Origin of the sequence: Henriciella pelagia, from assembly GCF_002088945.1 — a bacterium.
Taxonomy (GTDB): domain Bacteria; phylum Pseudomonadota; class Alphaproteobacteria; order Caulobacterales; family Hyphomonadaceae; genus Henriciella; species Henriciella pelagia.
This window is the reverse complement of record NZ_NCSU01000015.1, coordinates 236,032-262,649: the sequence shown is the minus strand read 5'-3', so window position 1 is coordinate 262,649 and position 26,618 is coordinate 236,032. Positions and strand designations below refer to the sequence as shown.

30 protein-coding genes and 1 other RNA gene are annotated in these 26,618 nt (G+C 59.6%); 13 read left to right on the top strand and 18 right to left on the bottom strand.

Annotated features, from left to right (window positions below; translation table 11 throughout):
• Positions 1-39: 39 nt before the first annotated feature.
• Positions 40-1,641, bottom strand: coding sequence for a SulP family inorganic anion transporter (locus B8746_RS15845; protein WP_084394755.1), 1,602 nt, complete (start codon positions 1,639-1,641; stop codon positions 40-42).
• A gap of 251 nt (positions 1,642-1,892) precedes the next feature.
• On the opposite strand from B8746_RS15845, the gene B8746_RS15840 reads away from it, so the two are divergent.
• Entirely contained in the window at positions 1,893-3,023 is a 1,131-nt protein-coding gene (locus B8746_RS15840) for an acyltransferase family protein (RefSeq protein ID WP_084394672.1), read from the top strand.
• Between the two features lie 37 nt (positions 3,024-3,060).
• Here B8746_RS15840 and B8746_RS15835 read toward each other — a convergent pair whose 3' ends face one another.
• The 5 genes from B8746_RS15835 to B8746_RS15815 form a co-directional block, all read right to left on the bottom strand.
• Entirely contained in the window at positions 3,061-3,870 is an 810-nt protein-coding gene (locus tag B8746_RS15835; RefSeq protein ID WP_084394671.1) for an SDR family oxidoreductase, read from the bottom strand.
• Positions 3,871-3,949: 79 nt separating this feature from the next.
• Positions 3,950-4,246: a CcdB family protein gene (locus tag B8746_RS15830; protein ID WP_084394670.1), complete on the bottom strand. Its 297-nt coding sequence runs from the start codon at positions 4,244-4,246 to the stop codon at positions 3,950-3,952.
• A gap of 3 nt (positions 4,247-4,249) precedes the next feature.
• Positions 4,250-4,696 (bottom strand): type II toxin-antitoxin system CcdA family antitoxin, encoded by a 447-nt coding sequence (locus tag B8746_RS17280; RefSeq protein ID WP_084394669.1) that lies wholly within the window; start codon positions 4,694-4,696, stop codon positions 4,250-4,252.
• A 42-nt stretch (positions 4,697-4,738) separates the two neighbouring features.
• Complete coding sequence (gene fumC, locus B8746_RS15820) at positions 4,739-6,127, bottom strand: class II fumarate hydratase (protein ID WP_084394668.1); 1,389 nt, start codon at positions 6,125-6,127, stop codon at positions 4,739-4,741.
• A gap of 84 nt (positions 6,128-6,211) precedes the next feature.
• Positions 6,212-6,640: a hypothetical protein gene (locus B8746_RS15815; protein ID WP_084394667.1), complete on the bottom strand. Its 429-nt coding sequence runs from the start codon at positions 6,638-6,640 to the stop codon at positions 6,212-6,214.
• Positions 6,641-6,776: 136 nt separating this feature from the next.
• Between B8746_RS15815 and hemH the strand changes: the two genes are divergently transcribed.
• The 3 genes from hemH to B8746_RS15800 all read left to right on the top strand — a co-directional run bounded on the left by hemH (position 6,777) and on the right by B8746_RS15800 (position 8,671).
• Positions 6,777-7,826, top strand: coding sequence for a ferrochelatase (gene hemH / locus B8746_RS15810; protein ID WP_084394666.1), 1,050 nt, complete (start codon positions 6,777-6,779; stop codon positions 7,824-7,826).
• Between the two features lie 4 nt (positions 7,827-7,830).
• Positions 7,831-8,187, top strand: a complete 357-nt coding sequence (locus B8746_RS15805; RefSeq protein WP_084394754.1) for a RusA family crossover junction endodeoxyribonuclease — start codon at positions 7,831-7,833, stop codon at positions 8,185-8,187.
• Between the two features lie 85 nt (positions 8,188-8,272).
• The gene (locus tag B8746_RS15800) at positions 8,273-8,671 is read left to right on the top strand and encodes an MAPEG family protein (RefSeq protein WP_084394665.1); all 399 of its coding nucleotides are present in this window, start codon (positions 8,273-8,275) and stop codon (positions 8,669-8,671) included.
• A 33-nt stretch (positions 8,672-8,704) separates the two neighbouring features.
• Here the strand turns inward: B8746_RS15800 and B8746_RS15795 are convergent, their stop codons facing one another.
• From B8746_RS15795 to B8746_RS15760, 8 genes are all read right to left on the bottom strand, one after another.
• Positions 8,705-9,175: an SET domain-containing protein gene (locus tag B8746_RS15795; RefSeq protein ID WP_158084669.1), complete on the bottom strand. Its 471-nt coding sequence runs from the start codon at positions 9,173-9,175 to the stop codon at positions 8,705-8,707.
• A gap of 159 nt (positions 9,176-9,334) precedes the next feature.
• Positions 9,335-9,793, bottom strand: coding sequence for a PaaI family thioesterase (locus B8746_RS15790; protein WP_233124393.1), 459 nt, complete (start codon positions 9,791-9,793; stop codon positions 9,335-9,337).
• 4 nt (positions 9,794-9,797) lie between these two features.
• Positions 9,798-10,292: an SspB family protein gene (locus B8746_RS15785; protein ID WP_084394663.1), complete on the bottom strand. Its 495-nt coding sequence runs from the start codon at positions 10,290-10,292 to the stop codon at positions 9,798-9,800.
• 186 nt (positions 10,293-10,478) lie between these two features.
• Entirely contained in the window at positions 10,479-10,682 is a 204-nt protein-coding gene (locus B8746_RS15780; protein WP_084394662.1) for a hypothetical protein, read from the bottom strand.
• Between the two features lie 81 nt (positions 10,683-10,763).
• Positions 10,764-11,121, bottom strand: a transfer-messenger RNA (tmRNA) gene (gene ssrA, locus B8746_RS15775).
• Between the two features lies 1 nt (position 11,122).
• Positions 11,123-12,451 carry a TadE/TadG family type IV pilus assembly protein gene (locus B8746_RS15770; RefSeq protein WP_158084668.1) on the bottom strand — a complete coding sequence of 443 codons (1,329 nt, stop codon included), beginning with the start codon at positions 12,449-12,451 and terminating at the stop codon, positions 11,123-11,125.
• A gap of 144 nt (positions 12,452-12,595) precedes the next feature.
• The gene (locus B8746_RS15765; protein ID WP_158084667.1) at positions 12,596-14,044 is read right to left on the bottom strand and encodes a pilus assembly protein TadG-related protein; all 1,449 of its coding nucleotides are present in this window, start codon (positions 14,042-14,044) and stop codon (positions 12,596-12,598) included.
• 181 nt (positions 14,045-14,225) lie between these two features.
• Positions 14,226-15,503, bottom strand: a complete 1,278-nt coding sequence (locus B8746_RS15760; protein WP_084394659.1) for a pilus assembly protein TadG-related protein — start codon at positions 15,501-15,503, stop codon at positions 14,226-14,228.
• Positions 15,504-15,709: 206 nt separating this feature from the next.
• Here B8746_RS15760 and B8746_RS15755 point away from each other — a divergent pair, with 206 nt between their 5' ends.
• A complete protein-coding gene (locus B8746_RS15755; protein ID WP_084394752.1) occupies positions 15,710-16,504 on the top strand; it encodes a thymidylate synthase in 795 nt (264 codons plus the stop codon).
• Positions 16,505-16,661: 157 nt separating this feature from the next.
• Here B8746_RS15755 and B8746_RS15750 read toward each other — a convergent pair whose 3' ends face one another.
• Positions 16,662-17,447 (bottom strand): SDR family oxidoreductase, encoded by a 786-nt coding sequence (locus B8746_RS15750; protein ID WP_084394658.1) that lies wholly within the window; start codon positions 17,445-17,447, stop codon positions 16,662-16,664.
• Positions 17,448-17,515: 68 nt separating this feature from the next.
• Positions 17,516-18,220: a VUT family protein gene (locus B8746_RS15745; protein ID WP_084394657.1), complete on the bottom strand. Its 705-nt coding sequence runs from the start codon at positions 18,218-18,220 to the stop codon at positions 17,516-17,518.
• A 130-nt stretch (positions 18,221-18,350) separates the two neighbouring features.
• On the opposite strand from B8746_RS15745, the gene B8746_RS15740 reads away from it, so the two are divergent.
• Complete coding sequence (locus tag B8746_RS15740; protein ID WP_084394656.1) at positions 18,351-18,875, top strand: dihydrofolate reductase; 525 nt, start codon at positions 18,351-18,353, stop codon at positions 18,873-18,875.
• Positions 18,876-18,952: 77 nt separating this feature from the next.
• Positions 18,953-19,861, top strand: coding sequence for an SMP-30/gluconolactonase/LRE family protein (locus B8746_RS15735; RefSeq protein ID WP_084394655.1), 909 nt, complete (start codon positions 18,953-18,955; stop codon positions 19,859-19,861).
• A 3-nt stretch (positions 19,862-19,864) separates the two neighbouring features.
• Here the strand turns inward: B8746_RS15735 and B8746_RS15730 are convergent, their stop codons facing one another.
• The gene (locus B8746_RS15730) at positions 19,865-20,209 is read right to left on the bottom strand and encodes a DUF3088 domain-containing protein (protein ID WP_084394654.1); all 345 of its coding nucleotides are present in this window, start codon (positions 20,207-20,209) and stop codon (positions 19,865-19,867) included.
• A 5-nt stretch (positions 20,210-20,214) separates the two neighbouring features.
• Entirely contained in the window at positions 20,215-21,384 is a 1,170-nt protein-coding gene (locus tag B8746_RS15725; protein WP_084394653.1) for an Mrp/NBP35 family ATP-binding protein, read from the bottom strand.
• A gap of 90 nt (positions 21,385-21,474) precedes the next feature.
• Between B8746_RS15725 and hflK the strand changes: the two genes are divergently transcribed.
• From hflK to B8746_RS15695, 6 genes are all read left to right on the top strand, one after another.
• The gene (hflK, locus tag B8746_RS15720; protein WP_084394652.1) at positions 21,475-22,608 is read left to right on the top strand and encodes an FtsH protease activity modulator HflK; all 1,134 of its coding nucleotides are present in this window, start codon (positions 21,475-21,477) and stop codon (positions 22,606-22,608) included.
• Positions 22,609-22,610: 2 nt separating this feature from the next.
• Positions 22,611-23,507, top strand: a complete 897-nt coding sequence (gene hflC, locus B8746_RS15715; protein WP_084394651.1) for a protease modulator HflC — start codon at positions 22,611-22,613, stop codon at positions 23,505-23,507.
• A 27-nt stretch (positions 23,508-23,534) separates the two neighbouring features.
• Positions 23,535-23,732: a DUF2065 domain-containing protein gene (locus tag B8746_RS15710; protein ID WP_084394650.1), complete on the top strand. Its 198-nt coding sequence runs from the start codon at positions 23,535-23,537 to the stop codon at positions 23,730-23,732.
• A gap of 73 nt (positions 23,733-23,805) precedes the next feature.
• Positions 23,806-25,269, top strand: a complete 1,464-nt coding sequence (locus tag B8746_RS15705) for a Do family serine endopeptidase (protein ID WP_233124391.1) — start codon at positions 23,806-23,808, stop codon at positions 25,267-25,269.
• A 96-nt stretch (positions 25,270-25,365) separates the two neighbouring features.
• Positions 25,366-25,746 (top strand): MarR family transcriptional regulator, encoded by a 381-nt coding sequence (locus tag B8746_RS15700; RefSeq protein ID WP_084394649.1) that lies wholly within the window; start codon positions 25,366-25,368, stop codon positions 25,744-25,746.
• Positions 25,747-25,763: 17 nt separating this feature from the next.
• Positions 25,764-26,615 carry a C40 family peptidase gene (locus tag B8746_RS15695; protein WP_233124389.1) on the top strand — a complete coding sequence of 284 codons (852 nt, stop codon included), beginning with the start codon at positions 25,764-25,766 and terminating at the stop codon, positions 26,613-26,615.
• The last annotated feature ends 3 nt before the right edge of the window (positions 26,616-26,618 follow it).

The following is a 26,618-nucleotide window of genomic DNA, read 5'->3' as shown; positions in this document are numbered from 1 at the left end:
TAGGTAAATGCAGTCTTCACGTCACCTGCGGGCAACCACCTAGTGCCCACCGCCAAACACGCCGGTACGCACATCATAGTCGACGGCGAGCGCGTAGTCCGGATCGTCATCGCTATCGACCATAAGCTGGCCCGCCTTGGTCAGCAGCTTGTGGCAGTCAGGCGAGAGGTGGCGAAGGCGCAGCGTCTTGCCATGGGCTTCGTATTTTGCGGCGAGATCCTCAATGGCTTGCAGGGCGGACTGGTCAACGACGCGCGAGCGCATGAAGTCGACGATGACGACATCGGGATCCGTTTCGGGGTGGAAGAGTTCGGCAAAACCATCGGTCGAGCCGAAAAAGAGCGGGCCTTCGATTTCGTAGACATGGGCGCCCGGCGTGCGCACGGAGTCGCGTTCGATGATGCGGATTCGTTTGGCATTGTTCCAGGCATAGGCGAGCGCGGAGACGATCACGCCGACGACGACGGCGGTGGCGAGGTCATAGGCGACCGTCACGCCGGTCACGAGCACGATGACCAGCGCATCGGTGAGCGGGATACGGGTCATGATGCGCAGGCTGTTCCAGGCGAAGGTGCCGATGACCACCATGAACATCACCCCGACGAGCGCCGCGAGCGGGATCTGCTCGATCAGGCTCGAGCCGACGAGGATGAAGGCGAGGAGGAAGAGGGCGGCCGAGATGCCTGAGAGACGGGTGCGCCCGCCGGATTTCACATTGATCATCGACTGGCCGATCATGGCGCAGCCACCCATGCCACCGAAGAAGCCGGTGACGAGGTTTGCCGCGCCCTGCGCGATGCATTCCTGGCTTGCGCCGCCGCGCTTGTTCGTCATTTCGCCGACGAGGTTGAGCGTCAGCAGGCTCTCGATGAGGCCGATGGCGGCGAGGATCACGGCGTAGGGCAGGATGATCTGGAACGTCTCTGGCGTGAGCGGGACCATCGGGATGTGGAAGGCCGGAAGGCCGCCCTGAATGGAGGCAAGATCGCCAACGCGCGGCACTTCAAGGCCGAAGCCAATCACGATGGCGGCCACGATGCCGATGCCGGCCAGCGGCGCAGGGACGATCTTCGAAAATTTCGGCATACCCCATATGATGAGCATGGTCAGCGCGACGAGGCCGAGCATCAAGACCAGCGGCCAGCCGCTCAGCCATTCGCCGCCAGACATGCCGTGGCCGGAGACTTCCGCCGTGCCTGGCACCTGGAACTGGGTGAGCTGGGCGAGGAAGATCACGATGGCAAGGCCGTTGACGAAGCCGAGCATGACGGGGTGGGGCACAAGCCGGATGAACTTGCCGAGCTTGAAGATGCCGGCGGCGAGCTGGAGGATGCCCATCAGGACAACGGTCGCGAACAGGTATTCAACGCCGTGCTCTGCAACGAGCGCGACCATGACGACGGCAAGCGCGCCGGTTGCGCCGGAAATCATGCCGGGACGCCCGCCAATACACGCCGTGATCAGCCCCACGATGAAGGCGGCATAGAGGCCCACCAGCGGGTGAACACCTGCAACGAAGGCGAATGCGACAGCTTCAGGCACCAACGCCAGGGCAACGGTCAGGCCGGAGAGAAGCTCGGTCTTGATGCGGCCGGGCGTGAACTTGGCGAGGTTTGCCTGCGAAAAATTCTGCGCGCCCAGGCGATCTGCGAAAACAGCGAAAGTGGATTTGCTTGTCACGGGGATGGCTCAGTCAGCTGGATGGTTGATCTCGATGGCACCGCTATGGCGGTCTTCATGGTGCGGCGCAACACGAAGACGGCTGAAAGAGCTGATTTTTGTCGGAGGCGACCGCCCGGGCCGTCGAAGTGCATGACGAAAAATAACGGGCGATCTGGCATGGTCCTTGCTGCCGGGCGGGCAGGGAGGCAACCCATGATCTGGGATGCTACATGTCAGAAGTGCATAGAGGCGCAGAATCGCGCGCTCGTAAGTTTGATTCCCTGGATGGCCTTCGCGGTCTTTCCGCCCTCATAGTCGTGCTTTTTCATTACGGGGTTGCGGCCGGTATAGATGGCGTGTTCGCCGGCTATATCGTGGTCGACTTCTTCCTGATGCTGTCCGGCTTCGTGCTCAGTCACGCCTATTTCAGCAAACCCGTCGAGATCGGGAAGTTCGTTCGCAACCGGATTGCCCGGATGTGGCCGACCCATGCACTGATCATTGTGCTGCTCGGCATAGGGTACATCGTGCTGAAGGGTGAGTTCGACCCTCAGAAATTCCTGATGAAGATGACGCTCACCAACAACCTCGGATTTGGACCGGATCGGCCGATGTACAATTGGGCGTCCTGGACGGTTGCCGTCGAATTCTGGGTAAACATGGTGATGGTGGCGCTCTTCGCCGTTTTGCCGGTAATGCGCCACTCTCTCCTGTGGCGGGGTACTGTCTGCGGCCTCATCGCCGCGGCGTGCTACGCCACACTGTTCATCTATCCCGGCCATCTCGATGCTGTGCAGCATGATTACGGCCCTGGGCTCAATGCAGGTTTTGTCCGCTGCCTTGGTGCATTCTGTCTCGGGCTGATCGTGCACCGCGTCTATGCGCTGCATGGTGACCGGCTGCGACCGCTGCTTGGTGTCTGGGGCGGGATCATCATTACCGTCTTCATCCTGGCGCTGATGCTCAACCCTGTTGTGGAGACGCGTTGGGACTTCCTGGCCATTATCGCGCTGCCACTGACGGTGTTCTACTATGCGGCAGCAGACACCTGGCTGTCGCGCGCCCCGGCCGCGCTGCTTTATTTCGGGAAGATTTCCTTCTCACTCTATCTCATCCACTGGCCCATCCTTGATGGCACCTATCTCATGGCGAGGCGGGCGGGCATTGCGGTCGATGACGGAAACATGCTGGTGCTCGGCGCGATGAGCCTGTTCGCATTCCTCGTCTCGATCGCGGGTGCGACCCTGCTGCAGCACTATTTCGAAGCGCCAATGTACAAGAAATTCCGGGAGTCGCACGGAGCCCGGCAGAAGCGTGAGGCGGAGACAGCTGCGCGCGGCGGGTGGCGCGCGGCAGAGTGATGGCAGGTGCCGCGTGAGGCGGCACCTGAACCTTTACTCAGCTTGATGAGACAATCCCGCCATCCAGCGGAATTGTGTGGCCGGAGATGTAGGCGCCCGCACGCGATGAAAGGAACATGGCAAGGCCGGCAATGTCCTGCGGTGTGCCGACGCGGCCCGATGGATTGCGTTCTGCCACAGAGTCCCAGTCAACGCCTTCGGTCTTGCCGCCAAAGCCGACGCCGGTGGATAGCATCCAGGTCGGGAATGGGCCGGGCGCGATGCCGTTGACGAGAATGTGTTCGCCGACATGCTGGGACGCCATGAAGCGGGTGAGGTGGATCACTGCGGCTTTCGACGTGCCATAGGCATAGCCGCTGAAGGGCGAGGTGTGCAGGCCGTCAATCGAGGCGATGTTGATGACGCGGGCCGGATCTTCGGCGCTGGCCGACTTGCGCAGCAGCGGGATGAGCTTCTGGAACAGGAAGAAGATGCCCTTGACGTTGACGTCCATGACCTTGTCCCAGCCGCTTTCCGGAAACTCTTCCAGCGTCGCGCCCCAGGCCACGCCCGCATTGTTGATCAGGACGTCGACCTTGTCTTCCTTCTCGGCGATCTTGTCGGCGAGGTGCTGGATGCCGACCATCTGGCCGACATCGGACGGGATGGCATAGATCTCGCCGCCATACTCACCTTTCAGGCGCTCGACCGTCGCTTCGCAGGCGTCAGCCTTGCGCGAGGAAATGATGACCTTTGCGCCATTCGCGAGATAGCCTGCCGCGAGCATCTCACCAATGCCGCGCGAGCCGCCGGTAATGACGACCGTCTTGCCTTTGACGGAATAGAGATTGCTGAAATCATTGCTCATGGTGTGTCCTCCTATGCTTCACTAGTGAAGCTTTTGGCGGAGGACGCGCGCTGAGGCAAGTGGGCGCAGTTGGCTAGCGCTAATTTCCGAAGAAAAGCCGGGCCAGGGCGCGCTGGATTTCGTATTCGTGAGCGAGGAGTGAGCCGACTTCATCACCCAGAGCCGAGACGTGGACACTGGCAAGCAGATGCGTGCCGAGCAGGTATGCCTCGCCGTTCAGCATTACATTCGGCGTCACGACATCGATGGGTTTGGCGGCGCCGGAGGGATAGAGCGGCGCGGCGAGGACGTAGTTGCCGGTATTAATGCCGGGATATTGCAGGATTACGATGGGCGGTCGATTATCTGCTGCCCGAAAAACGGCGAGATGCCTCATCGATCAGAACGCCCGGTACCCGTCGGACCAAAGGCCTTCGCGTTCTACAAGGTCGTTCCAGCTCTCGATCGCTTCACGGTTTTCTTCCGAGAAGCGTTTCATTCGCTCTGCTTTCACGGCGCGCTCAACGGCGGAACGGGCAATCTCGTCGGCGTCGAGGCCGTAGGAGGCGGCTTCCTTAAGCAGGGCGGGGTCGAGTTGGGTGTGGACAAACCGGGTGGTCTCTTCAGAGACACCCGATTTTCCTGAGGGCGCAGCGGCTGCAACGCCTAGCAACTCAGCTGCCGTTACTTCGCCATTTGTCGCAGCTTCCAAGCGCTTTGCGATGGCTGGGCGAGGGCGGCGGGCTCCCGTTTCATAGTGCCGGATAGCCGCTTCAGACAAGCCGCAGCGTTCGCCCAGCTCTCTGGAGCTAAGCTCAGCTTTCTTTCGCCATTCGCGCAAGTTCATTCGTACAGTATGTACGAAAGTTCTGTAGCGGGCAAGTGCAAATCACCCCGGCGAGATCATCTTGCTTGGGTCGACGATGGTGTCGAAGTCTTCGGCGGGGATGCCGTCCTTGATGGCTTCTTCGCGGAGCGTCGTGCCATTCTTGTGGGCGGTCTTGGCAATCTTCGCGGCGCGGTCATAGCCGTACTTTTCCTTGAGCGGCGTGACCAGCATCAGCGAGTTCTTCAGGCCCGTCTCGATATTGTCGAGGCGCGGCTCGATGCCGACGACGCAATTGTCGGTGAAGGAGACGGCGGCGTCTGCGAGAAGGCGTGTCGACTGGAGGAAGTTGTACGCCATCATCGGGTTGAAGACGTTGAGCTCGAAATGGCCTTGGCTTCCGGCGAAGCCGATAGCGGCATTGTTGCCGTGAATGTGGGCGCAGACCTGGGTGAGCGCTTCGCACTGGGTCGGGTTGACCTTGCCCGGCATGATCGAGCTGCCCGGCTCATTCTCTGGCAGGGCCAGCTCGCCAAGGCCCGAGCGGGGGCCAGAGCCGAGGAAGCGGATGTCGTTCGCAATCTTGAAGCAGGACATGGCGACCGTGTTGATCGCGCCATGCGTGAAGACCATCGCGTCATGGGCGGCGAGCGCCTCGAATTTGTTGGGGGCCGTGGTGAAGGCGAGACCGGTGATCTCGGCAATCTTTTCGGCGACCTTTTCGGCAAAACCGACGGGCGATGCGAGGCCGGTGCCGACGGCCGTGCCGCCCTGGGCGAGCTGCATCAGCATGGGCAGGGTCGCTTCGATGCGCGCAATGCCATTCTCGATCTGCTGGGCGTAGCCGGAGAATTCCTGGCCAAGCGTGACCGGTGTGGCGTCCTGCGTATGCGTGCGGCCGATCTTGATGATGTCCGCCCAGGCCTTGGCCTTCTTGTCGAGCGCGGCGTGCAGGTGCTTCAGCGCCGGGATGAGGCGGTGGGTCACCTCTTCGGCGCAGGCGATGTGCATTGCCGTCGGAAAAGTATCGTTTGACGATTGCGACATGTTGCAATGGTCATTCGGATGGACGGGCTTCTTGGTGCCCATCTCTCCGCCCAGCATCTCGATGGCGCGGTTCGAGATGACTTCATTGGCATTCATGTTCGACTGGGTGCCAGAGCCGGTCTGCCAGACGACGAGCGGGAAGTGGTCGTTCAGTTTGCCAGCGATGACTTCTTCGGCCGCGTCGACGATGACGTTGCCAAGCTCCGGGTCCATCTTGCCGAGGTCCATATTGGCCTGGGCAGCGGCTTTCTTGACGATGCCGAGGGCGCGAATGATCGGCTCAGGCTGCTTTTCCCAGCCGATCTTGAAGTTGCCGAGCGAGCGCTCGGCCTGCGCGCCCCAATACTTGTCAGTCTCGACCTCGATTGGTCCCATCGTGTCGGTTTCGGTACGGGTTGCGGCCATGGCGTGGCTCCTTCGGATCAGGCAAATTGAAATGTCCCGCGCGCTTTATCACGCAGGCTGAAACACGCAAATGCGGTAGTGTGGCTACTCTTCCAGCGGAACTTCCACCATCAGCGCGACGTGCACGCGGCCCGCCTCATCCGGCGTGGGTGGATCGGCGAGGGTTTTTGAGATGCGGCTGTCGGAAATATCGTAGTTGTCGACGATCGTTGCTTCGATGCGATGCGCGCGGGAATTGGCGATCTCGGCGGTCTCGTCATTGCGATAGGCGGTGATGTCGATGCTCGCGCCGACACAGTCAATGCCGAGGTGATCGACCGTCTCGAACAGCTGGTGCTCGGCCGCGCCGGTCAGGTCGATGCTGTCAGGGTGAAAGCCGATGCTTGTTTCAGCGCAGATATCCATCGTCGTGCCGGAATATTCAAAGCGGATGGAATCGTCCTCACCGGCTCCACACGCGCCGAGAACAAGCGCGGCGCTGGCGATGAGGCTGTTTCTGAGTCTGAGCACCATACAGGGTTCTCCTGAGTCGCAAGCAGGCGTTGTGGCAGCTAATCCCCCATGCTGGCAAGTTGTGTCGCATGGTCAAGCCACTTGTCCTCTCGCAGAGCGCGCTATCTATTGCGCATCGGATACGAGGAAGATTGCCATGCCGGATGCCGCCAGCAGCGAAAATGCAAGTCGACCGCCCCATGCGCCGGTGGATCATCCGGCCATTGCGCGGGGCAGGGTGGGGGTGCTGCTCGTCAATCTCGGTACGCCGGACGGCACCGACTACTGGTCGATGCGCCGTTACCTGTCGGAATTCCTGTCGGACCGGCGTGTGATCGAGCTGCACCCGTTGCTCTGGCAGCCGATCCTGCAGGGCCCGATCCTGACCTTCCGTCCGTCGAAGTCCGGCGAGGCCTACAAGAAGGTCTGGATGGAGGAAGGCTCGCCGCTCCTGGTCTATACGAGGCGGCAGGCCGAGAGGCTTGCCGAACGCATCGGCAGCGAAAACCTCATCGTGGATTTTGCGATGAATTACGGCAATCCCTCCATTGCGTCCAAGATCGAGGCGCTGAAGGACAAGGGCTGTGAGAAGATCGCGGTGATTGCGCTTTACCCGCAATATTCGGCCACGACGACGGCGAGCGTGTACGACCGGACATTCAGGGCGCTCGGCAAGATGCGCTGGCAGCCGGCCGTGCGGACAGCGGCGCAATTTGTTGACATGCCTGACTATATCAACGCGCTGGCGGGCTCGATCAGCGACCATATCGCGGGACTGGATTTCGTGCCTGAGCGCGTGCTGATGAGCTATCACGGCGTGCCGAAGGCCTATCTCGACAAGGGCGACCCGTATCATTGCCAGTGCCACAAGACGACACGACTGGTGGCTGAAGCGCTCGGCTGGGATTCCGGGTTCGCGATGACGACCTTCCAGAGCCGGTTCGGGCCGACCGAATGGCTGCAGCCCTATACCGACAAGACGCTGGAAGCCTTGCCGGGGGAGGGCGTGAAGAAACTGGTCGTGGTCTCGCCAGCCTTCATTTCCGACTGTCTCGAAACGCTTGAGGAAATCGCCATGGAGGGGCGCGACACATTCATGGAGGCGGGTGGCACGCACTTCTCTGTGGCGCCGTGCCTGAATGACAGCGACCGGGCGATTGATGTGCTGGAAGCGCTGGCGAGGCGTGAGCTGGCCGGCTGGGTCTGACGCAGTGGATGACTGGATCAAGAACGGCAAGGTTCGTGCGCGGATTACAGAGGAGGGCGCGCTTGAGGTGCGCTGCTTCGGCCTGACGACGCAGGCAAAGTATTACAAGCCGTTGCTGAGGGAATTTTTCCGCAAGGACTTCACCCGCCTGCGGCCCGGCCATGGCGATTATGCGGTCCACATCGTCATGGAATATACCGGCGACGCGCCCTGGATGGACCTCGACAACCTCGCCAAGGCCTTGCTGGACAGCGTCACGGGCAATGCTTTCGTCGATGACCACCAGGTCGCACGGTTGCTGGTGGAGCGGCGCGTGGGCGACCGGGAAGGCATTTACATGAAAGTCGAGGCGTTAGATTGAATTTTCGCCGCCGCGTTACGGCAATGGAAAACTTTGGCGACGAGGAATAGGGTCACTGGGCCGATAAGGGGCGGGAGGTAGAACCATGTCTCAGGAATTGCTGTATCTTTTCGGATCGGTCGTGATCCTGATTGCGCTGCTCGTGGCGCAAGCTGCAAACACTGTCATCCAGAACGGGTTGAGCTATGGCCTCGGGCCGCGGGACGAGCCAGCCAGGACCAACCTGTTTTCCGGTCGCATCAAGCGGGCGATCGCCAACCATATCGAGGGGCTGGTCATCTTCGGGTTTGCGATCCTGATCGTGGAAACTGCGGGGCTTGGAAACGCCCTGACGAAAATCGGAGCGGCCCTCTATTTCTGGGCGCGGTTTGCCTATGGCCCGATCTACCTGCTCGGCGTTCCGGTGATCCGCACGATCGTCTGGTCGGTCGGTCTCATCGGCACCGTCATGGTGCTCTATGTCTGCGCGACGGCGCCATTATAGGCAGGCCAGACATGGCCTGCCTGATGAGGCGGTCTATTTGCTGAGGCGACCATTGCTGGACGCGTGTCCGTTTGCCTGAAGGTGAACCGGCACATTCTGGTACTGACGGCCAAGCGGGGTGATGGAATCCATCATCACATGTGCCGTGGTGTCGAATTCGCGATAGTCGCAGGTGAGTTCGACGCCCGCCGGTATATCCATAAGTGCGTAGCCGGTTTCCGTCGTGGACGAGAAATCGGTGTTCGGATCTTCGCTGTGGTTCATGTAGCGGCCTTCGTCGCCGTCCAGGATGCAGACGCTTGTGTCGAAGTGCGGGATATAGGTGTAGCGCTTCAGAAAATCGTTCAGCCGCTCATCGGCTTCCGCGAAGCTCTCGAGAGGAATGACTCGGTCGACGCGTGGGTCGAATTTCCAGATCAGCTGGCCCTTCCGGATGGGTTCGCTAGAGTAGACGCCGAGACCTTCGATTTGCGAAGCGGCGAGATAACAGGGAACCAGCATCATGGCCGGCATGCTCCTGAGAGAGCCGGGTCGCCGCCCGGGACGGATTGTAGGGACACTGCCCGCGCTGGCGTCGCGCAATTTCGCTAAATGCCCTCGATTGGAAATTATTCAAGTTAAATAGTGTGAGCGAACTCGCTTCTGAGGCGAATTCCTGTGTTTTCAGAAGCGCTTGAACGGTTTTGGAGCGGCTGTGGCGGTTGCTGTAGCAACCACCTTGCCGTCCGGGTCCATGCATTTTGCTTCGGAAAAGCATACCGTCTTGCCGAATTTGAGGATGCGGGCTTCCACCCTGGCAGGCCCGACGAAGAGCGGGGCAAGGTATGAGACTTTCATCTCGAGCGTCGGTGCCGTCATGGTGACGTTTGAGGCGATGATGATATTGGTCGAGATTGCCTCGTCCAGCATCGCGCCAATAAACCCACCCTGGATGGCACCTGTGGGGTTGGCGAAACTTTCATCGGCCATGAAGTCGACCACGACCCGCATCTCGTCCTGGTGAACCTCTGAGAGGTGCATGCCAAGTGTGTCAGAGCAGGCGGGACGCTTCCTGGAGTTCTGGAAGCGCGCCAGCATGTCAGCATCGCTGATGCGGGGCTTTTCGCTGGTCGGACCGGGCAATCGACTATTTCCGGCGGAAAGCTTCGAAATTCACCACGGTGCCATTGCCATCGTCGCCGGAGGCGAGCCGCGCTTCGTCCGTGCCGGACTTGGCCAGGTCGGCGGCGGGCGCGACAACATCCTGCCCGGTCGACGTGGCGGTTGCACTCTTTTCGAAGGACAGACCGAAATTGACGGCGGGGTCTACAAAGCGGCTGAGCGCTGCAAACGGGATGGAGAGGTGTTGTGGCACGCCATTGAATTTCAGGATGACTTCAAAATGGCCGTCGAAGACCTCAAGGTCCCAGAACTGGTGCTGGATGACAATCGTCATCTCTTCGGGAAACCGCTCGACAAGGTGCTCGGCCATTTTGACGCCGGGTGCCTTGGTGCGGAAGGTCACATAAAAGTGGTGATCGCCGGGCGCGGCCCCGTTGCGGGCGGTCTCGCGAAGGGCTTCCCGGACCACGCCTCGCATGGCTGCCTGAGTAAGCGCTTCGTAGCCGATATAGTCCGTCATCCGGTTCACCCCTGTCTTGTATGTATCTTTTAAGGCAGAAATTGGCGCATTCAACTCGCTTCGTTCAGAAAGCGAGGGTATTTTAACACGTTCGCGCGTCGGCGTTCAAAATTCTTGTTTCACAATATGAAATGGCTCGTGCTGCAATGATCACAACACGAGCCGAGATTCGATACATGCTGCGAATCAGCTGCCGCTGGGCTCGCCTTCCGAGGCAACGGTCTCATCCTTGGCACGCGTATGGGTGACGGCAGTAATAACGCCGAGACCAAGCAGAATGACCGCGCCGATGGCGACCCACTGGCCGGGAAGGCCGAGGGCGACAGCGGCCCAGATAAGGCCACCGATGAAGACGATAAATCCGATCAGGTAGAGTGCAAATGATGACATAGGTTGCTCCATTCGTTTTCAGAGCAACGTCGATGCCTTGCCGACTGTTCCGCCAAGCGGCAATTTTCAGGAGGAGGAGAAGGTGGAGGCTTCTGTTGCCAGGCGCCTCCGGGCCCCGCCTGAGGCGCTGAAGCCCCAGGAGTTAAGTTCGGTTCACTTACCGACCGCTTACGCGGCCATCAGTTCGCCTTCAGCAAAGTTGTCATTTGCAACTATTGTTGAGTGAGCTTCTAACGGAGCTCATCCGGGCGAAGGCATCGTCTTTACACGTCCGTCGATCCTATTTCGCCCCCAAAGCCGTCCCGCTGAAGGATGGGATATTGGTGGAGGCGCCGGGTACCGCCCCCGGGTCCGAGCCGCTTATTACACGCGCGTTTATCGCCATAGTCCCATAAGGGACACTTGCAATATAGCGACCGTGGCCCCGGCTTGAAAGGGTGTCAGTGTGATATTCTCAGATCCGAGATCGAACTTGCAATCGCCTGATAGGCATCCTGCAGCTGCTGGCCATTCTGCGGTGTGAAGAAGGATTCGGCGTCACTGGCGCAGTAATGAAGGACTTCCTCGCCAGCCTCCGGTGCCTGGAAGGCCACCGAATAGATGACGATGCCGGCAGTCTTGATATTGTCGCACACATTCCTGGCCTGCACGCTCGACGTGCCATTGCCTGAGTCGCCGGTCGTGTTGAATGCGCCGTCCGTCATCAGCACGATCGCTTTCGCCGTGTCCGGCTCATCATAAGGCAGCGGTGCGCTGTCGATGGGCAGGATGGTCGTCCATTGCGGCGAGATCATGTACCAGCCCCAGGCGACGCCAAGGTGACCAGCTGTGTTTCCACCCGCCTCGAGCGCCTCGACATAATCGTTGAGGGCCTGCGCATTCGATGTCAGTTCCAGTGGCGGGCTGGCATTGGCGCAATCATTCCGTTCGAAGACGTCTGCGGCCTCAAGATACTGGCCGGGGCCGGGAAGCGCCTCGGTATAGGCCTCGCTGCCGCCGCGTTCGAACACGCAGGTCGTGGTGTAATTGTAGTTCCTCCAGCGCCCGTCGCTGTAATAGGTATAGGTCTGGTTCGGCGACTGACCGGTCACCGTCTCGAAATAGGTGCCAGCATTGAAAGCGCCATTGTAGGAAACCATGGCAAGGCGCACATCATCCTCGTGTCCGGGCTGTGCTTCGGCCGGGATCAGAATATCGACGGCGTCATAGGCCGCAAGCTTCAGGTCCGCGATACGCGATCCGGACATGGACCCGGAGACATCGAATACAAAAGCGACATCGACCTTGCCGATGCCAAATGTGGTGCCTGTCTCGATGGTGAAATTCATCTCCTCAATACCGGCAATCGAGGAAAGGGTCGTCGTCATGACGCAGTTGGTTGTCGCTTCAACATCTGTGTCATCAATGGTCACTTCGGGCGGCGTGCAGACGAGGTGGCTTTCCGTGTTTTCGATGACGGCGTTGAAATAGTTGCGCACGACGTTGGTGACTTCGGCCAGGCCCGCCCCATCCTGATAGGCCCGAGTCCCGGCAATCACCGCAGAATCGAGACTGTACTGCGCCTTGGCTTTCTTCTTGGTCAGAAGCTGGAAGTCGATTGCGAACCCGGCAATGAAGGCGATTGGAAGAACTGTCAGCGCGAACAGGATGGCGACCTGGCCGCTGACGCGCCGCCGGAAAGACTTCAGCCGAATACATTCGCGCAGGCCAAAGGCGCCCAGCCTGAATGGGCGCGCGGCGTCCTTGCTGCAAGCAACAGGTATGGACACAGCCAACCTCCCCAAAAGCCCTCCGGCAACCGGACGACTATGGTCTGCTTGTCTTGAGGAGGCTTTTAAGGGAAACGGCCAATTGAGAAGGGCCGGACAGCTTGTGATTAACCCTGTCCGGCCCGTCCTGATTTTGCCTTGCGTCTAGCTCTTGATACGCAGGTCCGCGATGGACTGGGCAATCGACTGATAGCTCTTCTTCAGTTCAAGACCGTTTGAAGCCTTGAACGAGAATTCGACCCCCGATGCGCAGTACTCCAGCACTTCTTCACCAGCGGGCGGCGCTTCGAAGGCGACGGTATAAATCACGATGTCTTCCTGTTTGATGGCGTCGCACAGCTTCTTGGCCTGTTCCACCGAGTCGCCCTGGCCGTTGTGAAACTGCTGGTTGAACTCGCCATCTGTCATGATGATCATGGCCTTGATGGAATCCGGCTCATCGTATGCCAGAGGCGTTGATTTTCCATCGAAGACATCGCTCCAGCGTTCCGAAATGAGGTACCAGCCCCATTCGATACCCTGGTGGCCTGCTGTGCCGCCATTCACGTAGAGATCATCAATGTAATCTTCCACATCATCAAGGTCGTCGTCGAGCGGGAATGGTTCCACATTGAGGCAGGAGGTGCCGGTTGTGTACCATCTGTCCCTGTCATCATCCCAATAGGCGTAACCAGCGGTCAGGAAGCCTTCGGAATTGTTGCTCGTCTGGCTGGCATTCCAGGATGATTCGGGAACTTCATTCAGTCGGTCATTGTCCTGGTCGGGCTGGACATCGCTGAAAGCGTGTTCGCCTTCGCGTTCCCAGACGCAGGTTGAATTGAGCGTCTTGGTGACCGTTTCCTGCGTATCAACCCACCTCGTTTTTTCGACGTCCTCAACCCTGCAGCTATAATCCCATTCTCTGCAGTTATTGCTGTTCCCTCTGTACTTCGTGCAGACGACGCCGCACACCTCTTCCCGTTCAGTATAGGTCTCACGCTTGCGGGTGTTGTTGATGGCCGTATAGTCCCGCTTGGGTTTGAGGCCTGTGACTTCCTCGAAATAGTCACCTGCATCCACCTGGGAATTATAGGCCACCATGGCAATGCGCACCTCGCCTTCCCCCGCCGACCCTTCTTCAGGCAACAGGATGTCTGCAGCGTCCTTTGCCGCGACCTTGAGGTCCCAGAGCTTGGTGCCCCAGCCCATCGAGCCGGAGATGTCGAAGACGAACGCGACGTCGAGCTTGCTGATGCCATAGGTGGCGGCCGCTTCGACAGTGAACTTTACGCGTTCCTGCCCGATCACGCGGGAAAGCGTGGTCGGCTGGTAACAGGTCGTTGAGGCTTCAATATTCTCGTCATCGACAAATTCGATGGCGAGTGCATCGCAGGTCAGGCCGCCGCCTTCGCCGTCGGTCATGGCCTCGAAATAGGCGCGTGTATGCTTGCGGACATCGCTCTTGCTGTCGGTCCCCTGCAGCATGCGCGCGCCCGCCAGAACAGCAGAATCGATCGAATGCTGGATCTTGCCCTTCTTGGAAAAGGCAAGCTGCAGGTCGACGGCGAAGCCGGCAACGGCGATGATGGGGATCATCGTCAGGGCAAAAATCATTGAGACGTTGGCGCGCTTATCAGTGCGGTATTTTTTGGTTAATCCCAACCCAGACATGGTCATGGCTCCAGCTTATTTGACATGAAACTAGCTGCTTGGGATGAATTTCACGCTTAACCGCACCAGCGGTTTTCTACCTTTGCTACAAGGCTTTGTTAAGGGTTGACGCGCGCCAGACAGGTTACTCGGTCAGGAGCACATCGCTGATATTTCCGAACTGGCGCGCCCCGAGCGTTTCGCAATTGGCCTTGATGCCCGAATTGCCGGAAAAGGTGACGGTATCGGCGATCAGCTGCGTACATTCGGAGTCCAGGGATGCGCCTCCGACAAAGGTCAGGTCATTGTTCGGAAAGTAGATCGCGCCTTCGAAACGGGAGCTGATATTGCCATTAATCTTGATGTCGATGGCCGGGGACATGGCATCCCGGTCTCCATACATCAGGACACCGGCATATGGTCCATCGGACTTGGAAGTTAGGTGGACCTTGCCGCCATTTGCATTCTCGAACTCGGCATTATCGGTGAAGAACAGTGTCACCTGGTCGCCGCGAAGCTCTGCCCAGGCTGACTTTGTGCGAAGGTCAGCGCCATCGAAGACGAAGTTCCCGCCCGCTTCCAGCTCGAGCTCGCCCTTGGCCGAAACGTGATTGCAATACCTGCCGCTCGGCATGTAGAGCGAGTCCTTTCCAGTCTTTACCGGTGTGAGGCAGGGCCAGGATTCCCAGTCATCCGGCATTTCCAGGTCTGCATACGGGTCCGGTGTCGGGCGGCCATAAGGCACAGGCGAGAGGCACTGTGTCGTGTCGATGGTGCCGGGGTTCTGAATGCCGCCCGCCGCATAGGCGCATGACGCGGTTAATGCCCCTGAGCCGCCCATATCGATGCTTTGCGGTTTGCGGGAATTGGATATGACGGCGCAGCTGTCGAGCTGGACGTCCGCCGACCCGGTAACCGAAACCCCGGTCCAGTTATGCTCGCCGAGCGCCAGCACGCAGCCATCCATTCCATGCAGGAATTTCGCGGTCGCGGAAACGAGGAAGCGCATGGAATCCTTGCCAATTGCGCCAGAGACAGCCGACGGCTCGTCGCACTGCCAGCCAATCGTAACCTCGTCTCGCGTATCCGCGATGGTGAAGGTGTCGAGCGAGCAGACCAAGCCCTCGCCCTCGATCCGCACTTTTTGCTGCATGGCAACTTCGGCGACGTTCTTCACTTCTTCATTCGTGCCTTCCTCCAGCAACTCGATTGCTGCCATGATCGTTGCCGCATCCGCAGCAATCTGCATGGCAGACTTGGTGTTGATGACGTTGCGCGCGTCGAGCGTCAGGGCAATAACCCCAAAGATCGGAAGCGCGGTCAGCGCCGCGATTGGGGCGATGTTTCCGTATATGTTGCGGGAAAACTGTCTTGGGACCGTCCACGCTCGCCTTGTTGCGCTGCCTGCTGGCGCAGTCCTCATGCTCTCACCCGTACCACTTTGGAATTCAGCCCACCATCATAGCGGCTGAACGATTTCCCGGACGCTGAGAGGACAGGGCAAGTTTTCCGACCTGGGTTGAGACGTGGTTAACCATGCCGTCCGGCAGGGCAGTTGGTCCGCAAAAAACTGGGGAAACGCTGAGCCGGCATCTGGACTTGCGCCGTCGAGTCGGCATTGATGGAGCCATGCGTCAGTATCTCGATCTGCTTCAGGATGTGCTCGACAATGGAACGGTCCGCGGGGACCGGACCGGGACGGGGACATATGGTGTTTTCGGTCGGCAGCTTCGCTTTGACCTGGCAGACAGCTTTCCGCTGCTGACGACCAAGAAGCTGCATCTGCGCTCGATCATCATCGAGCTGCTCTGGTTCCTCAAGGGCGATACCAACATCAAATACCTGAAGGATAATGGAGTCTCGATCTGGGATGAGTGGGCCGATGAGAATGGCGACCTCGGGCCGGTCTATGGCAAGCAGTGGCGCTCCTGGGCGGCTCCTGACGGGCGCGTGATCGACCAGATTGAATGGGTGCTCAACGAGATCAGGACCAATCCGAATTCCCGCCGACTCGTCGTGTCGGCCTGGAATCCGGCGGATGTGAACGAGATGGCGCTGCCGCCGTGTCACTGCCTGTTCCAGTTCAACGTCATGGATGGCAAGCTCAACTGTCAGCTTTACCAGCGCTCAGCCGATATCTTCCTCGGCGTGCCGTTCAACATCGCCTCCTATGCGCTGCTGACGCTGATGATGGCTCGGGCGACGGGGCTGACGCCTGGCGAGTTCGTCCACACGCTTGGCGATGCGCACCTTTATTCAAACCATGTCGAACAGGCGAAGCTGCAGCTCACGCGTGAGCCGCTGTCGCCGCCGCAGATGATCCTCAACCCGCAGAAGACCGATCTCTTTTCATGGGAATATGATGATTTCGAACTTGTTGGCTACGAAGCGCACAAGCACATCAAGGCGCCTGTAGCCGTCTAGGGCGAACTTTCGGTATTTCTCGCTGAAATCTCAGTAGCGCATCACCACGGCCTGCCCGTGGTGCCCATCTCCCATCGTTGCATCCTTGTTTTAGGCCTGGAGATGGATCCCACGGACAAGCCGTGGGAAAGCGCATGATTGCCAGCGTTAAGCGCCGCTACCGCGGCGCCATCCGGATCGCGCCGTCGAGGCGGAAATTGTGGCCATTGAGATAGGTGTTGCTCGCGATCTCGACCGCGAGTGAACCAAACTCTTCCGGATTGCCGAGGCGTTTGGGGAAGGGGACGGAGGCTGCGAGGCTGTTCAGCACCTTTTCGGGGGCACCCAGCATGAGCGGTGTTGCGAAGATGCCCGGCATGATCGAGTTTACGCGGATGCCGACATCCATCATGTCGCGCGCCATGGGCAGGACGAGACCGTTCACGCCGGCCTTGCAGGAGCCATAGATCACCTGGCCGATCTGGGCGTCCTGCGCGGCTACGGAAGCTGTCAGCGTGATCGAGCCGCGTTCGCCATCCTCGTTCAGCGGTTCGGAATTTGCCATGCCTTCGGCAGACATGGACGCGATGCGGTAGGACGAAACCAGGATGCCCTGCGCGCCGCGATCATACATCTCGGTCGAGGTGCGCTTGTATTTCATCGTTTCCTTGTCGAAGGCGAGGGTCTTGCCGCGTCCGGATGTCATGGCGCAGTGGACAGTGATCCGCTCCTGTCCGTGGGCCTCGCGAGCCTTGGCAAACCCTGCTTCACAGGAGGCCTCATCGAGGATGTTGACGTTGCAGAAGATGCCGCCAATGGCTTTGGCCACCTCCTCACCCTTGTCTTCCTGAATGTCGAAGATGGCAACTTTCACGCCTTTCGCGGCGAGCGCTTCAGCGCTTGCACGGCCGAGGCCGGACGCGCCGCCAGTGACGATAGCGGGGGTATTTGCACCGAGTTTCATGGATGTCCTCCCTTAAGGTTTTGAGGGAGAATAGCTGTCAAACCCGCGTTGGAAACCGTGCCGTGAGGTCAGGCCTTGGCAGTTTCCGGCTTGAAGCCGTCATCATCATAGGGGTCGATCTCACCGGCTTCCTCGCGTTGGCGGATCATCCAGGAGACAATCACTGCGCCGACCATCTTGCCGATAATGAACACAACCCAGTTCGCCCAGTGGAGCATGTTGCCGGGCTCGTCTCCGAGCCGCATCTGGCGGGCAAGGTCAGCGCCATAGAGGAAGATCGTTGTATCGACCGGCGCCGCAACAGCGCTGGACAGGATGATTCGCGTGGACAGCCGATACTTGGTGAAGGTAAAAATCAACCAGTCGGTGATTTCTGAAATTGCAAATGCAATGCCTGATGCAAGCGCGATGACCGGCCACGCATAGTAGAATGACCAGGCGATGGCGAGTGCCATGACGATCAGCACCTTGTGCCCCATGCCGCGCTGGACAAAATCCCGGAACACGAAGACGAGACCCGTCACCATTGTCAGCGGGTGAAGCTCTATCCCTTTTTCAAACAAGTCGTTGGGTTGGGCGATCGCCCAGGGATCAATGATGCCGAACGACCAGTTCAGAAACGGGATTGTGGCGAAGTAAAGCAAGGCCCAGAAGCGGCCCTTGAAATAGTAGATGAGGCCGACAGTTATGCTGAGCCCGATCAGCACCCGCGGCAAATGTCCGGGCTGGTCATTTGTGAGCGCAGAGACCAGTCCGTTCAAGATGTCCATCATGAGTTGAATCTCTTCTGCCTGAGTGCGCGTGCTATTGAACTAGTCGATAGGATACCGGAAGAACAGAGTCGGGTGGACAATTATTCAGCTGCTGCATCAGTAAGCGGAACACCAATGGAGGCAGCGCTGTATGCCAACCAATGTCAGGCTATCCATCATCGTAGCGCGCGCAAAGAATGGCGTGATCGGCAAGGATGGTGATTTGCCATGGCGGCTTTCGGCGGACCTTGCCATATTCAAGAAAGCCACGTCTGGAAAGCCGGTCATCATGGGCCGGAAGACCTGGGAAAGCCTGCCGAAAAAGCCGCTGCCGGGCCGTGCCAATATCGTTCTGACCCGCGACTGGGCCTATGAAGCGGAAGGAGCGCGCGTCTATTCGAGCTTCAATGCCGCCGTAAACGCTGCCAAGGCAATCGCCGCCAGGGAGGGCGAAAGCGAAGTGTTCGTCATTGGTGGCGCATCGCTCTATGAGAAGGCGCTTCCGATGGCAGACCGGCTCTACGTCACCGATGTTGATACCGAGATTGACGGCGATGTGAGGTTCCCAGAGTTCGACGAAGAAGAGTTCGCCGAAGCAGGACGTTCTTCGCAGGAGCAGGATGAGAAAAACGAATATAATTTCGTGTTTCGCATCCTGGAGCGTCCGGAACTCTGACCCCTGACGCGGCGGAGCGTCTTGCCAGCCTGCCAGGCCCGCGCGAGTGTCCCTGAAAACATAAAGGGAGCACCGCCGTGGACTTTGAAATCTTCGCAGATGGATTGCGCTTTCCCGAAGGCCCAGTTGTCATGTCCGACGGCTCGGTGATCGTCGTCGAGATTGAGAGCAAGAAGATCACGCGGTGCTGGGCTGGCGGCAGGACGGAGACGGTGGCAGAGCCGGGCGGGGGCCCCAACGGCCTTGCGATAGGGCCCGATGGCGCGCTGTGGTGCACCAATAATGGCGGGTTTCTCTATCACGAACGCGACGGTCTTCTGATACCGGGACATTGCCCGAAAGACTATTCTGGCGGCCGGATCGAGCGGATCGACCTTTCGACCGGAAAAGTGGAGGTGGTCGCGACCCATTGCGGCGAGCGGCCCCTGAAAGGGCCGAATGATCTTGTCTTCGACAAGGCGGGAAACCTCTATTTCACCGATCTTGGGAAGACCTATTCAACCCATCGCGATACGGGCGGGATCTATTTCATGGCTGCCGGGTCGGACCGTATTGAGGAGCTTGACTACAATCATATTTCGCCGAACGGAATTGGCCTGTCTCCAGATGAGGACACACTATATTTTGCCGACACGATGACCGGCCGGGTCTGGGCCTATGACCTTGAGAGCCCCGGCGTTGCCAGACAGGCGACACCGTTTTCCAAGGGCCGGGTGGTCGCCGGCATGCCGGACCTTCGCTATTTCGACAGCCTCGCCATCTCAGCGGCGGGCAATGTTTGCGTGGCGTCCATTATCAAAGGCGGGATCACAACCGTGCAGCCGAATGGAGAGCATTCCCACATCGCGCTGCCTGACCCGTTCGTCACCAATATCGCTTTCGGCGGCGAGGATATGATGGATGCTTATGTCACGCTGTCTGGCACCGGAAAGCTCATCAAGTGCCGCTGGCCGGAAGCCGGTCTCAGGCTGAACTTCAACGCCTGAGGCCTAAGGGTGCGGCTTGGGAAATCCGTGCCGTTCGGACAGTGCAGCAAGGATGTCATCGCGCTCATTGATGAATGCGCGGCCCCGGTGGGTGCCGGTCTGGTGTTGCGAAGACGTGCCATCCTCCAGGAGCAGCATTGGAAGTGACTGGTTTTCCTCGCCTACAACCGCCACGACTTCCTTGCGCGGACGTGGCCAATCTACACGGCGCACATCCAGCTTTGCTGCAAGCTCCGGGAATGATGCAAGCACGCCTTCGACCATCGCGCAGGGCGGGCAGTAGAAAGTCTCGCCTGGATAGGCCGGGTCTTCCCCCGGGGTCAGCAGGTATAGAATATCCTTCGGCATGTCGGTCAGTCCTCAAAAATGATGCGGGGAGGGGCCTTGGTTTGCAGGCTGTCGAGATTCAGAGCGACGCTGCGTGCGATTTCGTGAAAGAGGTTGGCGGCAGAACCATTACCGGCTGCGGCCGGCTTGCCTGAGTCTCCGCCTTCACGGATTTCGCTTAGCATTGGCAACTGGCCGAGAAGCGGCAGGCCGAGCGCATCAGCGATTTTCTGCCCGCCGCCTTCACCCATGAGGTAATGACGGGCGCCTGTCGGGTCTTCGAACCAACTCATGGTCTCGATGACACCGAGCACGGGAACAGCGGTTTTCGAGAACATGGCTGCGCCGCGCCGAACGTCCGCCAGGGCGACTTCCTGCGGTGTGGTCACGAGGACGGCGGCCGTCACCGGGACGCGCTGCGCAATGGTCAGCTGAGCATCGCCCGTGCCAGGCGGGGTGTCGATGATGAGCAGGTCGAGGGGGTCGTCCGGCGTGCCCCAGGCTGCGTCATTGAGCATCTGCGTTATGGCGGACATGACAATGGGCCCGCGCCAGATCATTGGGGCGTCCGGGTCTGACAGATAGCCGATGGAGAGCGAATCAATGCCATGCGCCTTGACCGGAACAAGGTTACCATCGGCGTTTGTCTGGGGTGCTTCGCCGGAGGTGCCGAGCATGGTTGGCGCGCTCGGTCCGTAAATATCGGCGTCCAGCAAACCGGTGCGCAGGCCCTGTTTTGCGAAGGCCGCGGCAAGATTGACCGCGACGGTCGATTTTCCGACGCCGCCCTTGGCGCTGGCGACAACGAGAATGCGGGAAATTCCGGGAATCCTGTCTGTTGCGGGCGTGCCTGGCTGGCCCTGGGAAATGGCTTCGTCTGACAGGCGGGCGCCCTTGCGAACCCGCTGCGTGCCGGGGCGCTGTTGTGGCTCGGAATGGGTGTGAGCTGAGCTGGGCGTGCGTTCTGCAGTCAGCATGGCGCGGGCCGATGTCACGCCCTTCACGTTCATTGCGCGTGCCTCTGCCTCGACGCGCCGCGCTTCGGAGGCGTCCAGTGCGTTCGGGTCGGCGTCGATGACGAGCGTGACGGCGCCATCGGGCTTCACCGCGATGCCCTGTAGCCATTCGGGATTGCCAAGGGCCTCCCGGATTCGGGTGTCCAGCTTGTCGGTTTGTCGCGATTTGCCACGAAACATGCGGCTTGCTCCTTGATGCAGCGCTTCTAGGGTGCACATATCTCTGCAAAACCTATATGGCCAGAGACTGACAGTCGTGAAGGAGGGGCAATGCCCTGGAATGAGAACAAGGACGGCGACAGCCCGTCCAAGGGGAATGGCAGCCCGTGGGGGTCTGGCGAAAAAAAGTCTGACTCGCCCTGGTCTCGCCCGGGAGGAAGTGGATCCGGCGGCGGGGGAGGCGGCAATCGCCCCGACCTCGAAGAACAGATGCGCCGGATGCAGGAACGGTTCCGCCGAGGACGTGGCGGAAATGGCGGGGGCCGCCGCGGTGGCGGCGGGCAGAGCCTCGGGCCGTTCAGCTTCGCCCTGCTCGGACTGGTCGCCGTGATCGCATGGCTCGGTACCGGTGTCGTGGTTGTTGACGAAGGGGAGCGCGCTGCTGTGTTCCGCTTTGGCCAGTGGCAGAAGAACTTCCCGCCGGGCCTTCATGTTCACATGCCAGCCCCGATCGAGACGCATGAGATCATGCCGTCCGAGAAGCAGCAGGTGACCCAGATCGGCCAGAACAATGATGAGCGGCTAATGCTGACGGGCGACGAGAATATCGTCGACGTGCAGTTCCGCGTGTTCTGGTATTATGACGACGAAGACCCTGAAGATTTCATCCTAAACATCGATGCCGGTGCACCGCTGGTAAAAGCGGCCGCAGAAAGCGTGATGCGTGAAGTGGTCGGCAAGTCCAACCTCAATGACGTGATCACCACGGGTCGGAACGACCTTCAGGTCCAGGTACGTGAACAGCTGCAGGCCCTGCTCGACGACTATCGGGCCGGTGTGCAGATCCAGAACGTCGAGATTCAGCAGGCCCAGGCGCCAGCCCAGGTTCGCGATGCGTTTATCGACGTGGTCAATGCTGGCCAGGACGCCGAACGCGCCGTTCAGGAAGCCAACAAGTACGCCAATGACATCATCCCGCGTGCCCGTGGTGCGGCCCAGCAGATCCTTCAGGATGCCGAAGCCTACCGCGACCAGGTGATCGCGGATGCGACCGGTCAGGCCAATCGCTTCAAGCAGATCCTGGCAGAGTATCAGCAGGCGCCTCAGGTGACCCGTGAGCGTATGTATCTCGAAACCATGGAACGCATCCTGGAGCGCAGCGACAAGCTCATTCTCGACAATGATGCCGGCGCTGTGCCGTATCTCCCGCTTGATAGCGTCAACCGCAACAATCAGGGCCGCTAGACATGAAACCGTTTGGAATAATTGGCATTGTCGCGATCGTTCTCGTGCTGATCGTCGCGTTCAATTCGTTCTTCATCGTCGACCAGCGCAAGCAGGCCCTGCTCCTGCAGGTTGGCCGCGCCGTTGAAGCCTATAATGAGCCTGGCACGGAAGAAGCGGGCCTGAAGTTCAAGATCCCGCTGCTGCAGAATGTTGTCATCTACGAGAAGCGAAATCTCGGCCTCGATGTGCCGAACATCGAAGCCTATGCGTCCAACCAGGAGCAGCTGATCGTTGATGCCTTCGTGCGCTGGCAGATCTCTGATCCGCTGGCCTTCTATCAGCGTCTCAATACGCAGCGTGAAGCTGAAAACCAGCTGCTGAACTTTACCGACGCGGCTATCCGTAACGCACTTGCGTCCCGGCTTCCGGAGGAAATCATTTCCGGTCAGCGTTCGGAGCTGATGGATGAGATCCGCGACAACCTTGCTGCAGCGATTGCCGGCCGGGGTATCCAGATCATCGATGTGCGTATCCGCCGGGCCGACCTGCCGGACGATGTCTCCGAGCGGGTCTTCAGCCGGATGGAAGCCACCCGTAACCAGGAAGCCGAGCAGATACGCGCCGAAGGTGACGAACGCGCCCGTCTGGTCCGCGCGACGGCTGAGCGCCAGCGGACCGTCCTGCTCGCCGAAGCGCGTCAGCAGTCAGAAGAGATCCGCGGCGAGGGCGACGCCCGACGCAATGAGATCTATGCCGAAGCCTATGAGCGGGATCCGGAATTCTTCCGGTTTCAGCGCGCCCTGATCGCCTGTGAACAGGCCTTCACCGAGGGCACGCGGGTTGTGGTCGCGCCGAATCAGCTTGGTCTGTGCAATGACTTCATCGACCAGGCCCGCAACAGCGGCCAGCGACGCTAATGTGATCGTGGCAGGGAGAAGCGCGCCATGACCTGGCAGATTCTCCTTGCCGCGCTCGGCCTGTGGTTTGCGATTGAAGGCATTCTCTATGCCGCAGCACCCGATGTCATGAAGCGGATGGGCGAGTGGCTCTCACAGCTTCCTGTCGAAAATATCCGCAGTGGCGGCATCTGGTCTGCCATTCTCGGTCTGGTGTTGTTCTACGCTGCCATCCGTTTCTTCTGATCCGTTGCGCTTTGCCCGCGAAGCGCCATAGTTGTTGATGACTATGTCATCGGATCGTAATGGAGGCCCCCTCATGAAACGTAGTGCCATATCGCTTCTGGCTGGCGTTGCAGGCTCCATGCTGCTGACCGCAACCGCGCAGACCGAGCGCCTGGCGCAGTCCGATGCGTCCCTGTCCGACAGTGTTTCCGTCATTGATCAGAAACAGGCACCGGAATCCTTTTCCCGTCTGGCCAAGCGCCTGATGCCGGCCGTCGTGAACATCACGACAAGCCAGACGATTGCGCCCGAAGGCCTGCCGGAATTTCCCGATGGGTCTCCGCTCGAGCGGTTTAATGAGTTCTTTGGCCGTGACCCGGACGGGTTTCGCCGCGAAGGTTCGCTTGGTTCGGGGTTCCTCGTCTCACCGGACGGTATCGTGATCACGAACAACCACGTCATCGAGAATGCAGACGAGATCAATGTCGTCTTCAATTCGGGGCGTACCCTGAAGGCTGAGCTTGTCGGGACGGACCCCGAAACCGATGTCGCCGTTCTCAAGGTCACGAGCGATGATCCGCTGCCTCATGTCGACTTCGCAGACAGTGACAAGGCGGAAGTCGGTGACTGGGTGATGGCCATCGGCAACCCGTTCGGCTTCGGTGGATCGGTCTCTGCGGGCATCATCTCGGCCCGTAACCGGGACATCCAGTCTGGCCGCTATGACGACTTCATCCAGACGGACGCGGCCATCAATCGCGGCAATTCGGGCGGCCCGCTTTTCAATCTCAATGGCGAGGTCATTGGCGTGAACACGGCGATCATTTCCCCGACCGGCGGGTCTGTGGGCCTCGGCTTTTCCATTCCGTCCAATCTCGTCAAGCAGGTCTCCGGGCAGATCCAGAAATACGGAAAACCACGCCGCGGCTGGTTCGGTGTGAATGTGCAGGGCATCGACCAGGGCATTGCGGATGCATACGGCATCGATGAACCGAAAGGCGTGATCATCACATCGATTGATGAGGATGGGCCCGCCGCCAGCGCGGACTTTGAAGTTGGCGACCTCGTCCTGCAGTTCGACGGCAAGACGGTGGAGAATGTGCGGGGCCTGTCTCGCGTCGTCGCCGAAACCGAGATCAATAAAGAGGTTGATGTCGACATCATTCGTGACCGAAAGCGCCGCACGGTAAGCTTCACGATTGGTGAACTGGAGAGCGGTGTCGACGCTCCGGAACGTGAGCCGCTGCCGGAGAATGCGCTGGCGCAGAACCCGCTAGGGGCGGAGTTGAAAGCAATCGATGACGATGCGCGCCGGCGCTATGGCATTGCGCGCGACATTGCAGGCGTGCTGGTGAATTCAGTATCGGCCAAAGGTCCGAGCTTCGGAAAGCTGCAGAAGGGTGACGTGATCACCGAGATGGGCTTTGCGAAGATTTCCAGCCTCGATGACGCCTATGCGGCGCTGGAGCCCGACAAGGCTCCGGCAGGGCGCGGCCTTCTCGTAAGGGTGTATCGTGCAGGTCAGACCATGTTCTTCACGGTCGAACCGGACCGCTAGAGTCGCGATTCATTTTGTCTGGCTGTTGACTCTTTACGAGTCTTCCAAATCAGATTCTCATCCGATTCGGTGATGAAACGAATCGGAGCGAATGCCATGGCCCTCACGGAACGCAAAGCCCTCGATCTCTGGCGGCGTGCCATGTGCTCCTATGTTCGTACCAGTGACGGTGACATGACAGCCCGCCAGAAGGCGATCTTCATGACCATCGCCCTCCAGCCTGGTCCGCACACGGTTCGCGGACTGGCCGCTGATCTCAACCTGGCAAAGCCTGCTGTGACACGTGCAATCGACGCACTAGAAAAGATTGGCTTTGTTCGCCGTCAAAAAGACCAAAATGACCTGCGTAGTGTGATCCTGGAGCGTACAGTTGAGGGAATGGACTGGTTGCGCGACTATGCTGGCCTGATTGTTGCAGCGGAGGCCGGCGAGGATGTCGGTCGACCCATGGTGGACCGGAAAACTGCAGCGGCCTGACGGACGAGGGACCTGGTGTGCCGGACTATAATGATGAGCGCCTGACGATTACTCAGGGCGCCTTGCTTTCAACGGTGACTGTTAGCGCGGGACTTGCCCCAGTCCGCTCGAAACCCCGCTTTGACTCCGAAATGGTGACGCAGGCGCTGTATGGCGAAACGCTCGGCATCTATGAGCGCGTGGGCGAGTTCGGCCTCGCCCAGCTGCACCGCGACCGGTATGTCGGCTGGATCCTGCTCGCCGATCTCGCACGCACGGACAGCAAGCCGACACACCGCATCTCAGCGTTGCAGAGCCATGCCTATGCGAAGGCCGATCTGAAATCATCAATGCGGATACAGTTGCCCATGGGGGCGCGTGTTCGCGTGATCCAGTTCGTGGACGGCTTTGCCGAGATCGATGGCGGCCTCTGGGTGCCGCATCAGCATATCGTGCCTTTGGAGCATCTCGAAACAGACCCGGCCGAGGTCGCCGCGCGATTTGTCGGCACGCCTTATCTGTGGGGAGGCTGTGACAGCAAGGGGATCGATTGTACGGGCCTGACGCGCGCCGCGTTCGACGCTTGCGGTGTCAGCCTGCCACGCGATAGCGACATGCAATTTGCCTGGAGCGGCATTCCGATCGCCGACTGGAAGGCGGCTGGCGCCCTGCAGCGCAATGACCTGATCTTCTGGAAAGGCCATGTCGGCATCATGCTGGATGACTCCACCGTGTTGCACTCAAATGCCTATCACATGACCGTGGAGGCAGAGCCGCTATCGGGGGCGATCCAGAGGATTGCAAAGCAATACGGCGAGCCCATAGGGGCCCGCCGCATCAGTGTCTATTCGGACAGATTGCAAGTGCCCGGCTGGCTGAGCGCCGCCTGAGCC

What these genes read in the sequence shown, in the direction of transcription:
- B8746_RS15705 (WP_233124391.1), top strand. Translation starts at nt 23,806, where the DNA reads ATGAAACGTAGTGCCATATCGCTTCTGGCTGGCGTTGCAGGCTCCATG.
- B8746_RS15815 (WP_084394667.1), bottom strand. Translation starts at nt 6,640, where the DNA reads ATGGTGCTCAGACTCAGAAACAGCCTCATCGCCAGCGCCGCGCTTGTT.
- B8746_RS15755 (WP_084394752.1), top strand. Translation starts at nt 15,710, where the DNA reads ATGCGTCAGTATCTCGATCTGCTTCAGGATGTGCTCGACAATGGAACG.
- hemH (WP_084394666.1), top strand. Translation starts at nt 6,777, where the DNA reads ATGCCGGATGCCGCCAGCAGCGAAAATGCAAGTCGACCGCCCCATGCG.
- B8746_RS15800 (WP_084394665.1), top strand. Translation starts at nt 8,273, where the DNA reads ATGTCTCAGGAATTGCTGTATCTTTTCGGATCGGTCGTGATCCTGATT.
- B8746_RS15835 (WP_084394671.1), bottom strand. Translation starts at nt 3,870, where the DNA reads ATGAGCAATGATTTCAGCAATCTCTATTCCGTCAAAGGCAAGACGGTC.
- B8746_RS15745 (WP_084394657.1), bottom strand. Translation starts at nt 18,220, where the DNA reads ATGATGGACATCTTGAACGGACTGGTCTCTGCGCTCACAAATGACCAG.
- B8746_RS17280 (WP_084394669.1), bottom strand. Translation starts at nt 4,696, where the DNA reads ATGAACTTGCGCGAATGGCGAAAGAAAGCTGAGCTTAGCTCCAGAGAG.
- hflK (WP_084394652.1), top strand. Translation starts at nt 21,475, where the DNA reads ATGCCCTGGAATGAGAACAAGGACGGCGACAGCCCGTCCAAGGGGAAT.
- B8746_RS15780 (WP_084394662.1), bottom strand. Translation starts at nt 10,682, where the DNA reads ATGTCATCATTTGCACTCTACCTGATCGGATTTATCGTCTTCATCGGT.
- B8746_RS15730 (WP_084394654.1), bottom strand. Translation starts at nt 20,209, where the DNA reads ATGCCGAAGGATATTCTATACCTGCTGACCCCGGGGGAAGACCCGGCC.
- B8746_RS15710 (WP_084394650.1), top strand. Translation starts at nt 23,535, where the DNA reads ATGACCTGGCAGATTCTCCTTGCCGCGCTCGGCCTGTGGTTTGCGATT.
- B8746_RS15830 (WP_084394670.1), bottom strand. Translation starts at nt 4,246, where the DNA reads ATGAGGCATCTCGCCGTTTTTCGGGCAGCAGATAATCGACCGCCCATC.
- B8746_RS15765 (WP_158084667.1), bottom strand. Translation starts at nt 14,044, where the DNA reads ATGATTTTTGCCCTGACGATGATCCCCATCATCGCCGTTGCCGGCTTC.
- B8746_RS15750 (WP_084394658.1), bottom strand. Translation starts at nt 17,447, where the DNA reads ATGAAACTCGGTGCAAATACCCCCGCTATCGTCACTGGCGGCGCGTCC.
- B8746_RS15840 (WP_084394672.1), top strand. Translation starts at nt 1,893, where the DNA reads ATGTCAGAAGTGCATAGAGGCGCAGAATCGCGCGCTCGTAAGTTTGAT.
- B8746_RS15795 (WP_158084669.1), bottom strand. Translation starts at nt 9,175, where the DNA reads ATGATGCTGGTTCCCTGTTATCTCGCCGCTTCGCAAATCGAAGGTCTC.
- hflC (WP_084394651.1), top strand. Translation starts at nt 22,611, where the DNA reads ATGAAACCGTTTGGAATAATTGGCATTGTCGCGATCGTTCTCGTGCTG.
- B8746_RS15725 (WP_084394653.1), bottom strand. Translation starts at nt 21,384, where the DNA reads ATGTTTCGTGGCAAATCGCGACAAACCGACAAGCTGGACACCCGAATC.
- fumC (WP_084394668.1), bottom strand. Translation starts at nt 6,127, where the DNA reads ATGGCCGCAACCCGTACCGAAACCGACACGATGGGACCAATCGAGGTC.
- B8746_RS15740 (WP_084394656.1), top strand. Translation starts at nt 18,351, where the DNA reads ATGCCAACCAATGTCAGGCTATCCATCATCGTAGCGCGCGCAAAGAAT.
- B8746_RS15785 (WP_084394663.1), bottom strand. Translation starts at nt 10,292, where the DNA reads ATGACGGACTATATCGGCTACGAAGCGCTTACTCAGGCAGCCATGCGA.
- B8746_RS15760 (WP_084394659.1), bottom strand. Translation starts at nt 15,503, where the DNA reads ATGAGGACTGCGCCAGCAGGCAGCGCAACAAGGCGAGCGTGGACGGTC.
- B8746_RS15700 (WP_084394649.1), top strand. Translation starts at nt 25,366, where the DNA reads ATGGCCCTCACGGAACGCAAAGCCCTCGATCTCTGGCGGCGTGCCATG.